General features: G+C 40.5%; 11 protein-coding genes. 4 read left to right on the forward strand and 7 right to left on the reverse strand.

The genetic code is table 11. The features are described from left to right. The first annotated feature begins 866 nt into the window (after positions 1-866). The gene (locus GTQ38_RS16760; protein ID WP_161436703.1) at positions 867-1,895 is read left to right on the forward strand and encodes a toll/interleukin-1 receptor domain-containing protein; all 1,029 of its coding nucleotides are present in this window, start codon (positions 867-869) and stop codon (positions 1,893-1,895) included. A gap of 712 nt (positions 1,896-2,607) precedes the next feature. On the opposite strand, the gene GTQ38_RS16765 is transcribed toward GTQ38_RS16760, so the two are convergent. From GTQ38_RS16765 to GTQ38_RS16780, 4 genes are all read right to left on the reverse strand, one after another. Then, entirely contained in the window at positions 2,608-4,215 is a 1,608-nt protein-coding gene (locus tag GTQ38_RS16765) for an Eco57I restriction-modification methylase domain-containing protein (RefSeq protein ID WP_161436704.1), read from the reverse strand. Continuing rightward, positions 4,202-4,525 (reverse strand): helix-turn-helix domain-containing protein, encoded by a 324-nt coding sequence (locus GTQ38_RS16770; protein WP_161436705.1) that lies wholly within the window; start codon positions 4,523-4,525, stop codon positions 4,202-4,204. The genes GTQ38_RS16765 and GTQ38_RS16770 overlap by 14 nt, the downstream gene beginning before the upstream one ends. A 72-nt stretch (positions 4,526-4,597) precedes the next feature. Continuing rightward, positions 4,598-5,797: a restriction endonuclease PLD domain-containing protein gene (locus GTQ38_RS16775; RefSeq protein ID WP_161436706.1), complete on the reverse strand. Its 1,200-nt coding sequence runs from the start codon at positions 5,795-5,797 to the stop codon at positions 4,598-4,600. Positions 5,798-5,806: 9 nt separating this feature from the next. Continuing rightward, positions 5,807-6,025 (reverse strand): helix-turn-helix domain-containing protein, encoded by a 219-nt coding sequence (locus GTQ38_RS16780; RefSeq protein ID WP_161436707.1) that lies wholly within the window; start codon positions 6,023-6,025, stop codon positions 5,807-5,809. 137 nt (positions 6,026-6,162) lie between these two features. Between GTQ38_RS16780 and GTQ38_RS16785 the strand changes: the two genes are divergently transcribed. Then, the gene (locus GTQ38_RS16785; protein WP_161436708.1) at positions 6,163-6,378 is read left to right on the forward strand and encodes a hypothetical protein; all 216 of its coding nucleotides are present in this window, start codon (positions 6,163-6,165) and stop codon (positions 6,376-6,378) included. 240 nt (positions 6,379-6,618) lie between these two features. Here GTQ38_RS16785 and GTQ38_RS16790 read toward each other — a convergent pair whose 3' ends face one another. Continuing rightward, entirely contained in the window at positions 6,619-7,659 is a 1,041-nt protein-coding gene (locus GTQ38_RS16790) for an NADP-dependent oxidoreductase (RefSeq protein ID WP_238857987.1), read from the reverse strand. Between the two features lie 503 nt (positions 7,660-8,162). Here GTQ38_RS16790 and GTQ38_RS16795 point away from each other — a divergent pair. Together GTQ38_RS16795 and GTQ38_RS16800 are read left to right on the forward strand one after the other, a co-directional pair. Next, the gene (locus GTQ38_RS16795) at positions 8,163-11,363 is read left to right on the forward strand and encodes an AsmA family protein (RefSeq protein ID WP_161436709.1); all 3,201 of its coding nucleotides are present in this window, start codon (positions 8,163-8,165) and stop codon (positions 11,361-11,363) included. A 253-nt stretch (positions 11,364-11,616) separates the two neighbouring features. Further along, positions 11,617-12,969 (forward strand): apiosidase-like domain-containing protein, encoded by a 1,353-nt coding sequence (locus GTQ38_RS16800; RefSeq protein ID WP_161436710.1) that lies wholly within the window; start codon positions 11,617-11,619, stop codon positions 12,967-12,969. A 769-nt stretch (positions 12,970-13,738) separates the two neighbouring features. Here GTQ38_RS16800 and GTQ38_RS16805 read toward each other — a convergent pair. Together GTQ38_RS16805 and GTQ38_RS16810 are read right to left on the reverse strand one after the other, a co-directional pair. Next, positions 13,739-15,226 carry a PQQ-dependent sugar dehydrogenase gene (locus tag GTQ38_RS16805; RefSeq protein WP_161436711.1) on the reverse strand — a complete coding sequence of 496 codons (1,488 nt, stop codon included), beginning with the start codon at positions 15,224-15,226 and terminating at the stop codon, positions 13,739-13,741. 228 nt (positions 15,227-15,454) lie between these two features. Then, entirely contained in the window at positions 15,455-17,059 is a 1,605-nt protein-coding gene (locus GTQ38_RS16810; protein WP_161436712.1) for a tetratricopeptide repeat protein, read from the reverse strand. Between the last annotated feature and the right edge of the window lie 194 nt (positions 17,060-17,253).

The following is a 17,253-nucleotide window of genomic DNA, read 5'->3' on the forward strand; positions in this document are numbered from 1 at the left end:
ATCAGTTGGCAGTAGGCAGTCCTACAAATAGTTGATGGTTGATAGTTGATTGTTGATAGCCAATGAATAAAGCAAGGGATAAAGCTTAAGGCGATATACGATATACAATATTGGATATACGATATAGGCCATTAATAGTATTGATCGAACAATTCGAGAAATCGTCCATCATCCAACTCCTCAATTCCTCAACTTTACGATTTTACATCGCGGCATTCTTCACTGAACTTCTCTGCTTTGATATTGAAGTACTATCGGTTAACTTGAAATTGGGGTGGGGTTAGGACCCTGGATTCAGTGAGCAGTAGGCAGTTGGCAGTGGGCAGGCCAATGACTGCAGGTAGTGAATCGTTCAATGTCTAATTATCCTATTGTCTGTCCGTCTATCGATCTAACAGTCCAACCATCTAACTATCTTATGATCCAACCATCTAATAGTCTAACGATCCAATTTTTCAACTGTCTAACCGTCTAATAATCTAACCATCCAACTGTCTAACAATCTAACCATCCAAACAAGTAGAAAAAATGGAACGCCTCCAAGCGGTAATTGAACCACAGGGTAACTAACTAAACCGAAAACTCTTCATAGCAATCTTATTCGCCACAAAGATCAACACCTTTTGCCTGAAGAACGTTCCATATGTCGAACTTGCATCCAATGGCATTTCATTTTGTTTAACGAAATACCCATTTTCTTAGACAAAGATAGTTCATGTTGCATTTGGTTGCGAGGGAAATAGGAATTTGGGAATACTTTAACAAGATCGGGTCTTGTAATTAAGGGATATTGAGCATGCGATGCTCCGGTTTTTTATCGTAACTTCTTCCTGATAAGTAGGTTAGAATAACACCAAGATCTGGGGATGGCAGAAAACCAACTTTTTATAAGTTATTCCAGGGCAAACATCGATTTCGTTACCGACCTGGTAAACCGGTTAAAAGAGCAGGGGGTATCGGTTTGGTTTGACAGGGATATCCCAAGCGGGAGTCATTGGGATAATACCATTGAAAAAGAAATAAAAGCCGCAGATACCTTAGTGATCGTCTTGTCTAAAACCTCGGTAGCCTCCCAGAACGTCTTAGACGAGGCATCATATGCCATCCGCCTCAATAAACGGATCATTCCCATACAAATAGAAGAGTGCGAAATACCCATGCGCCTGGCTCGGTACCAATTCATTGATTTTACGAAAGATAGAGAGGCTGCATTTGAACGACTGATTGCGGATCTGGGTTATAAGAGCGCGGAAAGCCCTAAAACAGCACCACAGCAGCCAAAAGAGGAGGTAAATCAACCGATCTATGTAGACGATAATCCTAAAAAGGAAGACAAAAAAGGCTTTCTAAGGTATGCTTTACTTACTGCCTTTGTGATAGCATTAGTAATTATCGCCTTTTTCCTTGTACGATCCGGAGATGGGCGGGAAGCTATTCCGGCAGCTGTTGCAACAGCGCGAGAGGTAGACCCTCAGTGGGATTCCGCAAATAAGAAAGCTTCTGTAGAATCTTTTAGCAACTACATTAGAAGGAAGGGCAAAGAAGCCCCATATTATAAGGAGGCGCTACAAAAGATAGACAGCCTGCTTCCGGATTTTGTCCTGGTACAATACAGGAACAACCAGGACCAACTGCAGTTTCATAAGTATTTAGCCTTTAACGAGGATGGCAGCCCGCAGAAGCAAACTGCGGTATATTCCAGGCCAAAGCCCGGGGATCTCTTGATCGCCACCTGGGATCTTACCATTTATTACGATGAGGATGCATTTACAGAGGAGATCCGCGGTTGGGTAATACGTGGAGGAGACAAGGTTCGTGTGCTTGAGGTACAACCAAAAGTATCTGGCGGGAATGCCATATTTATGCGGGTAAGGTGCAAGAAGTTCAAAGACTAGGGGAAAACCCAAAATATGCTATTTGACATAATATAAATTATAATACAAATGTCTCAGAATTTAATTTTAGAGGTTTTCGCCATTTGTAAGCTATAATGATATTATGTAAAATATCCCAGAAGCATTTCGTTCCAAAACCAACATCCTACTGGGGTCAATCAACTTTTCTAAGCGGTGTGCTGCGCACGTACTCGTTTTCATTTGTCCTATAATTAGTCGCTATGTAAAATTGCCGCGCGCCAACGCTTATTGCTTTATAAAATCAAATTGCTTAGGCAATTTATTTTACATGCAATTCCCAGCCGCTTGGCCCACGCCATAAAAAGCTAGCTTTCCAGCTCTGCATAAAACTTGCGTGTACGATGAAATTCCGTTAAATTTTTTTCTATGAGATTCTCGTCCAGCTACGCGCAAGAGTATAAAATTACTCTGCGAGATAATTTCTATACACTTGCTTTCTGAGTTGCTCCAATTCAGCTTTTTTTCATTTTGCCTTGATGCAAAACGAAACAAAAAATCAAGAAGAAAATATGCTTCCAACGCGCCCTGTCCAAATACTTGAAATTCTATCAAAGTAGTCCACGCTACCGCGTGAAAACGTAAACGCCTTTGATGAATTTACTACGTATTTGTCCATTCCCGCACCTCCGGCCCGCATTTTCTTCGGGCCAGCGCACTTCATTTCTACTCAACCTAGTTAACATAATACTTATCAAGACTTTTTCCCTCTAGTAAGTCTTCTGGTTGAAAGTTTTCTTCGAATAGAATCTGCTAGTTCTATATCAGCTTTTGAAAACCCAAAATTCTCATTTAGAATTTGTTGATTAGTAAACTTCAAAACCTCTTGTATGCCTTGTTTGTTTCTTAACCTAGAATCAATCTCATCTAGTAAACAATCGTTATTCACATGATAAGGAAGTATTATACTTTCTGCTTCATTTGGCATAAGTTCTAATACCCCTCCTCCATGGCTACGCCCACATATTTCTGCGAATGCTAATGACATTGAATTATAATAACTAGCAATAAATGCTCGAATGTCTACTTCATCCTTAACCCATACACGATGCATAGTATCTGTTGTATAAGCATTAGCTTCATTTATTATTAGTCGTGGATATAAATTATTCCTTCTAATAAAAAGTGCATCCGAAATTCTTGTAGAAGGTACAATTTGCCATTCATCACGAATTCTACATTTATAACCCTTATGAATTTCAGCTTCCTCTCCTTGTTTTATGTACTGTATAGCTTTCTTATTCCCATTTATTTCTTTTATAGAAGGGAATTTTAAGAAATTAGCTCTAGCCCCTACATTTAAGTTGTTTTCCCAATCTTCTGTTGTAAATATCGCACTAGTAACTTGGACACTCCTACCAACCATTGGCTTCGCAAATTCATGCAAATTAAACGCATCCACTGTTGATTTTGGAACAGTAAAAAATGGGTTAGATCCAGTAGTGATACCAACTTCCACTTTTGCAAAATCTCCAATACGTGAAAGGTTGTTGTCTTTTAGAACACCCTCAAGAAAATCAATTTCTCTTTGCTCTAAAAAATAAAATGTCCACTTATTAGAATCAAAGTCAATTTTTTTCTTCGGGCTTCTCAGTTTTGATACGTCAATCTTTTTTAGGTCACTGGCATCATTTACCTCCAGATGCTCAATTAAATGTTCTTGGGTATTATTCTTCTCGCATAGTAATAAAACAACCTCTTGTTGAATATCAGGAAAAACAAGCTTTTTGAAGGAGACTATATTTATTTTATTATAAAAGCGAGCCAAAAACTTTCTTAGCCCCTGAGCATAAGAGACCTGCAATATTTCGGCAGGAACAACGAAGCCAATTTTACCTTTTTCTTTAAGAAGCAAACTAGAGCCTACTACAAAAGAAACCCATGCATTCATCAGCTTAGAGTATTTTAAGCCTGCGTAATGAAATATCTTCTGAGCTTCAAATTGTTGATCTCCACTGAAATATTGATATCTAATATATGGGGGGTTGCCTATAATTATGTCATATCGGTTTTCTGTTTCATTACAGTAAGTATGAAAATCAGCATTGATAATTGTACTGTTTTTAAGGTTAATTTGACCAGCTTTTTGAGCTTCTTCTTCATCTAACTCTACTGCTGTTACCGAGTTAAACTTTTTATTTCTCAACAATCTAAGAAAATTACCATCCCCACAGCTTGGCTCTAAAATATCACTATCAGTACTACCATTTAAAGCCCATTCTAAAACAAATTCAGCTATTGGTTCAGGAGTATAGAATCCTCCTCTTAATTTGTCTTTAGATGCATGTTTAATGAGCTTCATTGGAATCTTTCTGCTTTAAATATTTCACTTTTGCTTCGGCAACTCTTAACACTTCAGTTGCATATCTTTCATCCTCAAGTTGATAGGCAACTTTATCACTTAAAAAATCAATATGAAGTTGCTTTTCATCTACATTGAAGAACTGGGAGATTTTTGCTATTAGTTCTTTTGAAGCAGATCTCTGGTTCTTTTCTATTTTTCCTAACGTTGAAATATCAATATCCAGTTTACTGGACACATCCTTCAGTGTTAGCCTTCTTACTTCCCTTAAACTCTTAACCGTTTCTCCGAATGTTTTCTTATTATTCATTTTGGACAAAATATGTCCAAACTTAACAAATGTTTTTGAAACTAAAAACTAAGTTGAAGAATAAAAAATCAACTAGTAAATGTTAATAGTGAATGGTTGATTATCAGCAATCGGACTATGCAAGTCTAGTGTCATACCTCTCAGATCTACCGCTTGAATGCTATCAGAAGCATCTCCCCAAGAAATTAATGTTGTATAGTTATTTTGTCCAGCTTCACCACTAGGTTTATGTCTTAAATTAAGCGCAAATGTTCCAACATTCCTTCCTTGAATTATAATCCGGAAATCAACTACCGCAACTTCCCTAAATGGATTCTGGTTAGCCACATTCCAATTTTCACCAACAAAGATTTGATTTCTAAAATATGTGGTTTGATCTATTCGCTGTCCTCTAACTTCATACCTTGCTTGAACAAGTCTAAGTCCCCCTGTAGGGTTTGTTCCAGGAGGAGCAAACTGAACATCCGAACCAGGTAAATTACTTTTTCTCCAAACTAAATTACCTAATTCATCATTAGGGTTATTCTCTACATCTTGTTCTTGATTGGCTTCTCCCGCACCTCTCCTAGCCTGTCTAATTGGTGTGAATGCATCGGGTAAACCTTGTAACGGAATTGATGGGAAAATTTCCCTAATATTTGGAATTTCTCCTTGATTCTCATCATTTTGTTCATTAGCAGCTTTGTGATATTGAGCTCTTCTAACAGCCTCTGTTTTCACAATATTGGCAGCTACCAATTGTTCAATCAATTCATTAGTTAACTGTTCTAAATTTACACTTTCGCCAGTTAAAATAGGATCAAAATAACTCGTAATTTGTTCAAGTAAATTTTCCCCTTCTACATCGTTCTTATTAAAGGTTATTTCAACAGAACCTTCAATGTTTTGAACAAGTCCCATCTGAGTTAGGTTATTAGAACCGATAATTACTAATACTTCATTGTTACCTTCAAACAGGTATATCTTAGGGTGAAAAATAATTCTTTGTGAAGTATAAAAAACAAAAGTATCAACTCCCCAATCTATTAAAGATTCAAGAGCTTCTTTTGATGTGCCATTTTGATCAACACCAACAATTACTCGAAAAGAATTTATGTGTTGTTTAGAATTCTCAACATGATCTCTTAAACCAGATACACCCGTATGACTTGCAAAAGCAACTAAACATTTAAAAGTATGGAATGAATCATTTCCGAACGCATCTATCAGTGCTTGTGCAACTGAACTACCTACGTCTCTATTATATCCTTGTCCTAAAAAGCGAACATTCATAATTTCAAATTATTCACTAATTAGTTTTAGATTTTTACAGACTTCCTCAAGAACTTCTGCAGGCTCTACATCAATAGCTAGAGCAATAAGATAAAGTTCATCAACCCGAAGTTTTGTCTTGATATTATTTGCCAGCTCGCTTAACCTTGTTTTACTAATACCTGTCTTTCGAGAAACATCGGAACGGTTTACTGATTTTCTTGAAAGATACAATCCTAATTCGGTCATTTTATCTGATTTTCAAGACATAAAGGTACTTAATCGGAAATTTTATTCCGAAAATCTAAACTTTCGATTTGGATTTTATCCGATTTTCGGTATTTTTGTTCCTATAATCGGGAATTTTTAACCTAAAATCGTATAATATGGGACGCTTCGGTTACACAAAAGCAGAGCTAGAACAAATAGTCTATCGCCAGTTGGAGAACTTAAACGCCATGAATGACCTCTTGCAGATCATGAAATTGCAAAACGAATTGATCGAGAACGCTAATACCAAATTAAAAGACGAGATAACGGGGTTTAAGAAAACCTTTGTCAAGTACCCAACAACTTTACGAAATAGGAAAAAAGATGAGTAACTTTTTCTCTTAAGGTAGAACATTTGTGGTTCTTAACCATTCCATACACATTCCCCTACTCTCCTACTGTCGCTTCGGGCAAAGAGTATTCCATTACCTTTTTAAAGAGCTTTAGGGAAAGAAAAAAATCAGGAAAATCTGGGAGGGGAACTTTGCTTTGGAAGTCGCTTTCAATCTCTTAAAACTTGGAAAGGCAAAATTACCGTCCTGTTTTAATGGAACTTAAAGAGTTAGTGCTTACTAAGCAACCTTCAGGATGAGTTTACCCATTTTTTTTCCAGAAAACAATCGCAGAAAAGCTTCATGAAAATTCTCGATGCCCTCAGCGATGAATTCCCTGGAACGCAACCTTCCCTCACGCATCCATTGCCCCATCTCCAACCTGGCCGTTTCACTTTCACCAAAATAATCGATGACAACAAAGCCTTCCATTTTGGCTCTGGCAGCTAATATGAGATAATAGTTATCCGGTCCTTTAGGCTTCTTATTGTATTGTGAAATGGCGCCGCAAATAACAATCCGAGCCTTCCTGTTGATTCGCGTTAGGGCGGTGTCCAGAATTTCACCACCTACATTGTCGTAATATACATCAATACCATTTGGACACAAGACATCCAATCGTTCGGTGATATCCTCATTCTTATAATCAATGGCACCATCAAAGCCCAGTTCGTTCACAATGTAATCGCATTTTTCGGTGCCACCTGCAATGCCCACGACATGGCAGCCTTTAATTTTGGCAATTTGACCTACTACGCTGCCAACCGCGCCAGCAGCGCCAGATACCAGTACGGTCTCACCTGCTTTGGGTTGTCCGATGCGTAGCAATCCGAAATACGCTGTTATCCCTGGCATTCCTAACACACTAAGATAGGTTGTTAAAGGTGCCTTATTAGAATCTATTCGGAACATACCATTACCATCTGTAACCACAAATAGCTGCGCGCTGTGGAATCCTGTATAGTAATCGCCTACTTTCATATTCCGATTCTTGGAGGCTATGACCTTACCAACGATAGCCGCTCGCATCACCTCGCCTAATTTTACTGGAGGCAAATATGATTTCGCATCCCTGATCCAGCCACGCATGGCAGGGTCCAGCGATATATATTCTGTTTGTATCAAGGCCTCCCCCTCGCGAAGACCCGGAACAGGCAGCTCTTCCAGTTGCCATGTTGAGGCATCAGGCATTCCTTTTGGCCTTTTGGCCAATAATACACGCTTGTTCATAAGATCGATCTTATGCGAAGTCTTTTCTTTTACTTGTTCTGCTTGTCGCATGTTCCTGTTTTTAAGATTCTACTGTTTTAGTGCCGTGTATCGCTGGGATATCCCAGGCTTCTTCCGCTTAAAAGCGTCACCAGACCGTCCAGTCCTATTCATGAGTGCCCAGTTTTCAACCAAACCCTAAAGCTGCTCGATTTCAGTTGTTTAAACAATGATATTGGTCATTACACACCCATTCCCCTCCCCTTCCGGGCAGTGTAAAAAGTGTTTGCTCGCTCCACTTCTATTTGAGATATAAGTGCTCGCGGACCCTCCGGGTTTCATTACATTTTTAAAGAAGATTTTTAGAAGAAATTTTTCAGACGCTATAATTTTTAAAGAATGAGATTCTTTAAAAATTTAGGTGAGTCGGCGCGGTGGCAAGAACTTTCGCTTTTTCCAAAGCAAAGTTACATAACGCAGTACATTATGGTTCATTTCAATTCCAAACAATACGATGACCTACAAATTCGTTATTTCTAAAACATTAGATTTCTTCTAAATCAAATACATATGTTTTGAGGCTTAAAAAGCACTGGAAACAGATTTTATTAGTGCTCATCTTGGCGCCTATCTTATTCATAGGAGGCCTATTGCTTTATGTGCAAAACAACCAATCTGAAATTATCAAAGGTGAAATCGCCCTACTGAACCAAGAATACAAGGGCCGAATAACCATCGGCAATAGTAACTTGTCGCTATGGGGCAATTTTCCAGACCTTTCCATAAAACTTTATGATGTTCAAATTTTTGAGACCAAGGCAGACAATGCACCCCTGATCATGGATGTTAAGGACATTTATGTAGGCTTCAATCTTTGGGATATGATCGGCGGTAACTATGATATTCACTCCTTGCGGGTAGAAGACGGCGTTTTTAATATTGTTATTCACGAGGATAATACCACCAACATCCAAAATTCCCTGGCCACGACGACTGAGGATGGGGCGGCAACCACCAATATTCATTTAAAAAAGATCCGATTAAAAAACCTGGATCTGCATACGCTTGATGAAGCCACCAATACCGATGTTGAAAAGTTCATTTATGACGGCAAAGCGGGCTTTCGTATTCGAGACAGTATAATCGCCGGCCACATTGATACCGAATTGGAACTGAACGTGATCAAAGATGGTGATACTTCCTTTATACGCAAAAAACACTTTGAAATACACACAGACCTGGTATTCAATGAATCCACAGGGATACTGGACATAGCACCCTCTGGTATTGTCATGGAGAACGGTGATTTTGAGCTTGCAGGGTCCATAGACACCAAGAACGATGTAGACCTTGACCTTGCCATAAAAGGAGCCAAGCCCAATTTCGATATGCTTATTGCCTTTGCCCCAGCGGATGTAATCCCCTTTTTGGAGAAATACAAAAATGCGGGGGAAATCTATTTCAATGCCACCATCAAAGGCCCTGCAAACAAGGGAAACCGGCCCGCCATCAATGCCGAGTTTGGTGCAGGAAAGGCTTTTTTAGAGAACACGGCCCGTGCCAAAAAAATAGATAATATGGGCTTTAAGGGCCATTTTACCAACGGTGCAAACCGTAACGCCAGCACCATGGAATTTTCGCTGGCCGATATGACCGCCTCCCTCGAAAAAGGTGAGTTTAAAGGGGCACTTCTTGTTAAGAATTTTGAAGCTCCGGAAGTTGATATGCAAATTGATGCAAATTTTAATCTTGATTTTATCACGGACTTCTTTGAACTGCAACAGGTACAGAACGCCTCAGGGAATATTGCACTACAGATCAATTTTCATGACATCGTTGATATCGACCAGCCTGAAATGGCTTTGCAAAAACTAAACCAGGCATACTATGCGGAGCTGAAAGTAGAGAATTTACACCTTGAAGCAAAAGAACTTCCTGTCCCCCTGGACTCCCTAAATGTGAATCTGCGTATGAATGGTAAGAAAGCTACCCTCAAACAATTTGATCTGTTAATGGGGAATTCAGATGTTTCCATAAGTGGTTTCCTGTCAGACTTACCCGCTATTGTACATCATACAAACACCCCTGTAGAAGCGCATTTGGATATCACCTCCAAATCCTTGGATATTGCAGAGTTGACAGGGTTTTCAATCCAAGATTCCATCCTAATTGGGTATGATGAACAGGTGGAAAATCTCAGCCTTGGACTTTCTTTTGTTGCCTCAGCCAAAGACTTTACCGAATCAGCCTATTTGCCGAAAGGGGAATTTTTTATCGATAGCCTGTATGCTGAGTTAAAGCACTATCCGCATCATTTGCATGATTTTCATGCCGATGTATTGCTGGATGATAGGGATCTACAAATAGTTGACTTCAAGGGCTATATTGACGATAGTGATTTTCATTTTGATGGATTGGTACATGATTATGCCTTTTGGATGCAGCCCGAGCGTAATGGCGATGTAGCCCTGGATTTTAATCTTATCTCAAAAAAGTTACGACTGGAAGATGTCTTCTCGTACAAGGGCGAAAATTATGTGCCGGAAGAGTATAGACATGAAATTTTTGACGAGTTGGCTCTGCATTTTAGCTCGAAGATGCATTATAAAGACTCTTCATTACATTCCATTGATATTGCTCTTGATAAGCTTGACACAAAGATGGAACTCCATCCGCAACGCTTTCACGACTTTAAGGGCAACATCCGTTACGAAGATGACCATCTAGTGATCAATGATTTTCATGGCGAGATTGGATCGACCAACTTCAACTTGAACCTAAATTATTATTTAGGGAAAGACCAGACAATCAAAAAGCGTGATAATTATCTGGCAATACAAGCTGATTACATTGATTACGACGCCCTGTTTAATTTTGATCTAAATCCGCCAAAATCTATAGAAGCCGGGGGTTCTACTACCCAAGATGTTGCAGCACATGCAGCCGCCTTCAATATCTATGAATTGCCATTTACAAACATGCGATTTAAAGCCGATATAGCGCACTTCATATATCATAGGATAGACTTTCAAAACATCAAGGCGGATTTGAGAACAACACCCGATCATTATCTTTACGTGGATACCCTTGCCATGGATGCTGCGGGGGGAAACATTCGTTTAAACGGCTATTTTAATGGCAGTGACCCGAAACACATTTATATGAAGCCTGATTTGGTGCTAACTAATGTTGATCTGGAAAAATTACTTTTCAAGTTTGAAAATTTTGGGCAAGACCACCTTGTTTCAGAAAATTTACAGGGAAAACTCACCTCTAGAATTAGCGGTAATATTCGAGTATACCCAGATTTGGTGCCAGATTTGGACCAATCTTCTATAGAAATGGAGGTGAAAGTGTTGAACGGAAAACTAAAGGATTATGACCCCATGTTGGCACTATCGGATTATATGGGAGATAAAAACCTGCGAAACGTTCGGTTTGACACCCTGCAAAATCGTTTGGCCATTGATAAAGGGAAAATCAATATTCCGGCTATGACCATTGAATCGACCCTAGGTCATATGGAATTGTCAGGAACCCACGACAGCGATCAAAATATTGACTATTACCTGCGCATACCATGGAAAACGGTGCGAAAAGCCACCTGGCAAAAACTCTTTGGAAATAAGAAGGACTCCGTTATTCCTCAAGAGCAGGTTGATGAAATCGTAGAGGTAGACCCCGATAGAAAGACCAAATTTCTCAATCTAAAAATACGGGGTACCATAGATGATTATAAAGTTTCATTGGGTAAGAAAAAGAAAGGCAACCCCTGATTTTAAAAGTTTTATGGAATACGAAAATATTAGAAATTATGAGGTTTACCCATTCCACACACCCACCTTCGCCATGGTTATGGCGCGCGTCGCATTACCCTCCCCTCCTATCCTTCGACTTCTCTAACGCAGTACATTATAGAACATTCAGTAAGATATTTTAAAGGTCCAACAAAAATTGGACATAAGGATGTTATTTAATAATTTCCATTCTTATCATAGAATTTAAACTATAAATATCTCTCTGGAATTCATGGCAATAAAAACATCACATTTTAAAATACTTTTCGCTTTTCTGTTATGGATACCAACGGTTTGCTCCCAGGAACAAGAATATCAGTTTCCACTCACGATTTCTGAGGACCAACGTTATTTAGAAGACCAGTCCGGAAAGACTTTCTTCTATGGTGCTGACACGGCCTGGATGCTTTTTTTAAAGCTAAACCTTGAAGAAGCTAAACACTATCTTGAGGATCGAAAAAGAAGCGGATTTACCGTGGTACAGACCATGCTCACTGGCTTTGACGGAAACACAGATACGGCCGGACGCCGACCCTTTGCCGACTCCAATGATTTTAGCACGGTAAATGACGAATATATGGCACATGTTCAGGAAGTTGTCAAAATAGCGGAATCCCTGAACCTGGTAATTGCCATGGTTCCCTTGTGGGCTGGGTGCTGCGGGGAAGGTTATGGAGGCCGTAATGAATTTCTCAACAATAATGGAACGGATAAAAGCCAATGGTTTGGCGAATATCTGGCCGAAAAATTTGGGAAGTTCGATAACATATTTTGGATCATTGGTGGAGACAATGACCCGCAAACCAGTGTAGAGGAATACGATGCATTGGCCAAAGCCTTAAAAGCTAAAGCCCCACACCAGTTGATTACATATCATGCTGTATCTACGCATTCCAGCACTGATGTTTGGGACAATCCTGATTGGCTAGATGTATCCATGATCTACACTTACTTCCGGGGTTTTAGGAAAGCATGGAACAAGAAGCAACTGGATGTTTATGAGGTAGGTTATACGGAGTATCAAAAAACCCCGACAAGGCCATTTTTCCTTGGCGAATCCACCTATGAAAGGGAGCACGACCCTATGGGGAGCCCATTGCAGATACGAAAGCAAGCCTACTGGTCCGTTTTTTCAGGAGGTGCGGGTCATGCCTACGGTTCGGCCAATTGGAAGATCCCTCCTGAATGGAAAGAGAATCTGCAGAAATTTGAAGGTGCAAAAACCCTGGTGCATCTTAAGAATTTATTCTATTCCCTGCCATGGACCAATGTAAAACCCGATATTTCAGGCAGCTTGATCGTAAAGGGAAATAACACCTACGCTACCAATGACTATGCAACTTCATTGATAGCTGATGACGGAGGTTTTGCATTATCATATGTGCCATCACAACGTTCTTTTACCGTGGATCCAAAAACCTTAAAAGGCAAAACGCTTAAAGCCTATTGGTATAACCCTATTGATGGCAATGTAGATTACCAAGGCAGTTATTCCACCCAGAGCAGTATTGATTTTACATCACCATCTACCCAGGATTGGGTCCTTGTTTTGGATGCGGGGAACACCGACTTCAGACCTAAATAAGTATCGAATACAGGAGCATTGAAAATTAAAGCTCATTTTCAAAAAGTTTAAGTTAAACTTTCCAAGACTTTAAGTTAGACTTTCGGATAACAAGGTTTTCTACCAGAGATGGACGTAGGTAATTCGTGCTAGTTCTATTCTTTAAGTATCCTTTTTTGATGTTCTTTTTTGCATCGCCAAAAAAAGAACGAAAAAACGCTAGGCTGATTTTAGCTTTCTTGAAATACTACTAAAAGTTTGCAGCCGCGCAATCCAGGCCGCTTTTGCTCTGCAAAATGCTCTATGGATTGCTTCCTACTCCTACGGCAAACTTTTCTTGATTTACTACGAAACCTAAAATATGCCATTTCTTTCAACTAACATTTGATATCAATCCTCATTTGCATAAAAGACGAAAGCACTTCCGCTCGCAGCACCGCTATTTCTGAAAAACCTTCGGTTTACTATCATTCAAAAGCTTCATTCGAGGATTAACCTTTTTGGGCAGCATAGAAGGCAAGCTTCGTAAAGAATCGCCGAAACCCTGGAGGCGATTTAGAAGAATGACTTCGGTTTTAAAGCATTGCTTTAAAAATGCCTCTCCAAAAAGTCCCCTTTTTAGTTTCCTTTTTGGGGAAGCAAAAAGGAAAAGAAAATCCGCTAACAGCTATTTAAGCTCTAAGAGATATGAATTGGTTGTTCCGTTCTACTGTTGAATTTACCACGAGATACAATCTCGCGGTAGCGAAGGAGTTTTAAGGATATATCACAACCTCAAAAAAACCTGGGACTACTGCTCCGGCACAAGCCGTATAAGTCTGCCGGGGCTTTGTACTGCAATATACAGATATCCATCTCTACCCATTTGTGCGTCACGGACTCTGCCTATACCATCCAATAGCGTTTCATGGCCAACCACTTCGTTTCCACTCATCTTTAAACGATGCAGGTATTCGAATTTAAGTGAGCTGACGAACAGATCATTTGTCCAGTTTCCATAAAAATCGCCAGAGACAAAAGTCATTCCACATGGAGCAATAGATGGGGTCCAGTAATGTACGGGCTGTTCCATACCATCCAATTCCGTAAGATCGGTAAAGGTGGTCCCATCATAATTGATACCGTACGATATTACAGGCCATCCGTTGTTATCTCCTGCTTCCAGAAGATTGATCTCATCCCCTCCCTGGGGTCCATGTTCACCTTCCCAGATCGCTCCGGTTTCCGGATGCAAACTCATGCCCTGAGGATTACGGGTTCCATAAGTGAAAATGGAATTTACCGCTCCTGAAGTGTTATAAAACGGGTTGTCTGTAGGAATTTGACCGTCATCACGAATCCGGTGTATTTTCCCGAGAGAATTGTCCAAGGCCTGTGGGTAAACGTCTCTTTGTCCGCGGTCTCCAACGGAAACATACAGGTATCCATTGTTATCAAACAATAACCTTGAGCCATAGTGTAAATCGCTATTCAGATATGGAAGTGCCGTAAAGATGATCTCCACCTGGCTCAGGCTGTTTCCATTGAGTACGGCTCGGGCAACTGCTGTGGTCGCTTCTGATGAATTATTGGGATTAGCCCTTGAATAAGACAAATAAACCAGGGAATTGTTTTCAAAATTTGGGTGGATTATAACGTCCAATAGCCCCCCTTGCCCTGATGAAACAATATCGGGAAGATTGTCTACTTCTACCAATTGCCCATCGGTCCGTACCAAAAACAGCCTTCCTCCCCTCTCGGTCACCAAAATTTCGCCATTGGGCAATTGCTCTATCCCCCAGGGAATACCAGGGATCTCATCCGTTATGGTTTCCAATCGAAAACTAAGATCATCTGAGGAGATCAATCCTGATAGATCAGGGTTCTCCTCCTCCAGCATGGCTAGCGTTTTTCCTTCAATTTCGGAAAGTATATAATCCGTTAGATCCTGGATCTCCTGTTCACTAAAAGTAGCCCCGTAAGCCGGCATACCATTGTCCGTAAACCCATTGGCTATGGATTGAAACACCTCTTCAGAAGAATTGCCATAGGTCCATTCGCGTTCTACAAATGAACTCAGGTTTTGCCCGTGGCAGCCTCCACAGTGATTTCGATAGTTGAGCGCGGCTCCTACCGGATCCACAGTTTCATTGTCCGGATCGATTTCTTCTATTGGAGACCCAGGATCTTCCGAGCTATTGCAACTGATGGTGAGGCAAAAAAGGCCAAATAGCATAAATTTCGTGTATCGCAGCTTGGCAATTAATTCATAAAACCGATTGGGGATTGTTGGGGTCATGACTAGCAATTTTTAAGTATTCATGAAAAAGCTGTAGTGTGTCGCGTCCAAAACCTTAAGAAATATAGGGATTAGGGCTAATTTTTAATACCACAGATTACATAAATAAGTACATTTATGTAACGCTTTTTATCAGAATAAAGTATTCCGTAATATCAGACATTAAAAAACGGGAACTGCATTTGCAATTCCCGCTTGATCTCAATATGATGTCTATTAAAGTACTACTTATTCCAGGGACTTTGCTTTTGCCAGGGCTTCCTCAGCTTGTTCTGTTTGTCCCAAAGCTTTTAAAGCGGTACCCAGGCCTTCCCAAAAACTGGCGTTTTCCGGAAAATTTTCCACGAAAGTACCAAATACAAAGGCTGCTGGCTGATACTGTTGCTGGTCCAACAGCATCTGCCCTACCTGGCTAAACTCTTTTTCAAAGTTGATGTGTTGGTATTTGGGATCGCGGATAATGCGATTAGCATCCGTTTTAAGCTGCTCCAGCTTTCCTTCCCCAAAAAGCTGTGTAAAATACGCCATAGGATCTATCACTGTGGTTTCAGGGTCTATGGTATCAATAAGTGATAAAACCGGATCCTGATTGGTACGATACTCCTCAAAAGTGGGCTCGGCATAAAAATTAGGTGTGGTGGCATCCGCGTTCTCCCATTGCGGCTTGTCCTGCCACCAGGCAAAGGACAAATAAGCCTTTACCCCTGAATTGGGTAGCTGCACCAATTGGTTATCACCGTAAAAGTTCTTGTTTTCCGAAGTGGGCTCCCCTACCAGGATGGCCTCCGTAAAGGTCTCCACATCATTGGTCAGGTTCTGACAGGCCGAGAAGGTGTTACGGCCAATAACGAAAAAGAAGTTCCCCTTTTTGTTCAGCTCAGGCCTGGCCATAATACCCTTCATAAAGTGGATATTGTTGTAGTTGTTACCTCCCCCATTCAAGCGAACGTCGTAGATCAGTTTCTCTACACCCTGGGTATCGATAAAATTAAAAAGGCGGGCATAAAAATCCTTTAAGGTCTCTTCCGGATGATCGAATACCGAGCTTTGGCGCACGTACAAGGTCTTTGTCCCTTCCAACAACTCAAAATAAAAATACTTGTCATTAAGTTGCTTCAAATAGAATGGCGTTTCCGCTGCATCGCGAACACTAAGCCAGTTCTCGTTGGGTTTGGTAAACAGATAATCGCGGGACATATCCTCCAGGGGAATGGCCGAAAAACTATGGGTAAAGCGCTTCCCGTCTTTTTCCAGGCTCAGGCTTACCTCCTGCTGTAAGGTCTCAGTAATACCCTGCGCATGCAATACGCTGGGAACCGTTAGGAAACGCAGGCCGTAACCCTTAAAGTATTGCTCGTTCTCCGCAGGAACCACAGGCCTGATTTTGGAAAGGGCCTCCTCAATAGGCATTCCATTGATGGCCAAAACTTTGGCGCCTAAAGCTTTAGAATCGTCCTTTTGCACTCCTTCAACGTGGATACCGTCCTTAAAATGATAGAGGTTCACTGCTAGGACGGCATCCTTGGCCAGGGTACTGAATGGAACTTGGGTATGGCCGTATTCAAAGGCAGATACCATTCGGCTCAGTCCTACTTTGATCTCGTGTTCTGCCAGGCTTGGGATTTCGGCTCTAAGATCCGCAACCTGCTTGTCCCAGGCCTCCTGAGTGATCTTTTTAAACAAAAAGGGATATTCCGAATGTACTTGTTCTTGTAAATAGTCCAGATCGGCCTGCCATTGTTCTGCGGTAAGCTTCTCTTGCGCTATAGCATTGTTTGTTAAGGTGATGGATAATACGACTAGTAGTATTGATTTAAAGATGTTGGTTTTCATAATTTTGTCTCATTTTATGTATTTGAGTGCAAGTAACAATGTTTGTTACAATTTTCAGCCTACATTTTTTTGAACTATCATTTTCTATGGTTGAAATAGCGCCTGGGGCTTTTGGATAAAAAAATACCTCTATGTAGTTTTTACGCCGCTGAGAAACATCTTCAGGACAATTCACAGAATTTTAAGACTGCCCA

Source organism: Poritiphilus flavus (assembly GCF_009901585.1).
Lineage (GTDB): Bacteria > Bacteroidota > Bacteroidia > Flavobacteriales > Flavobacteriaceae > Poritiphilus > Poritiphilus flavus.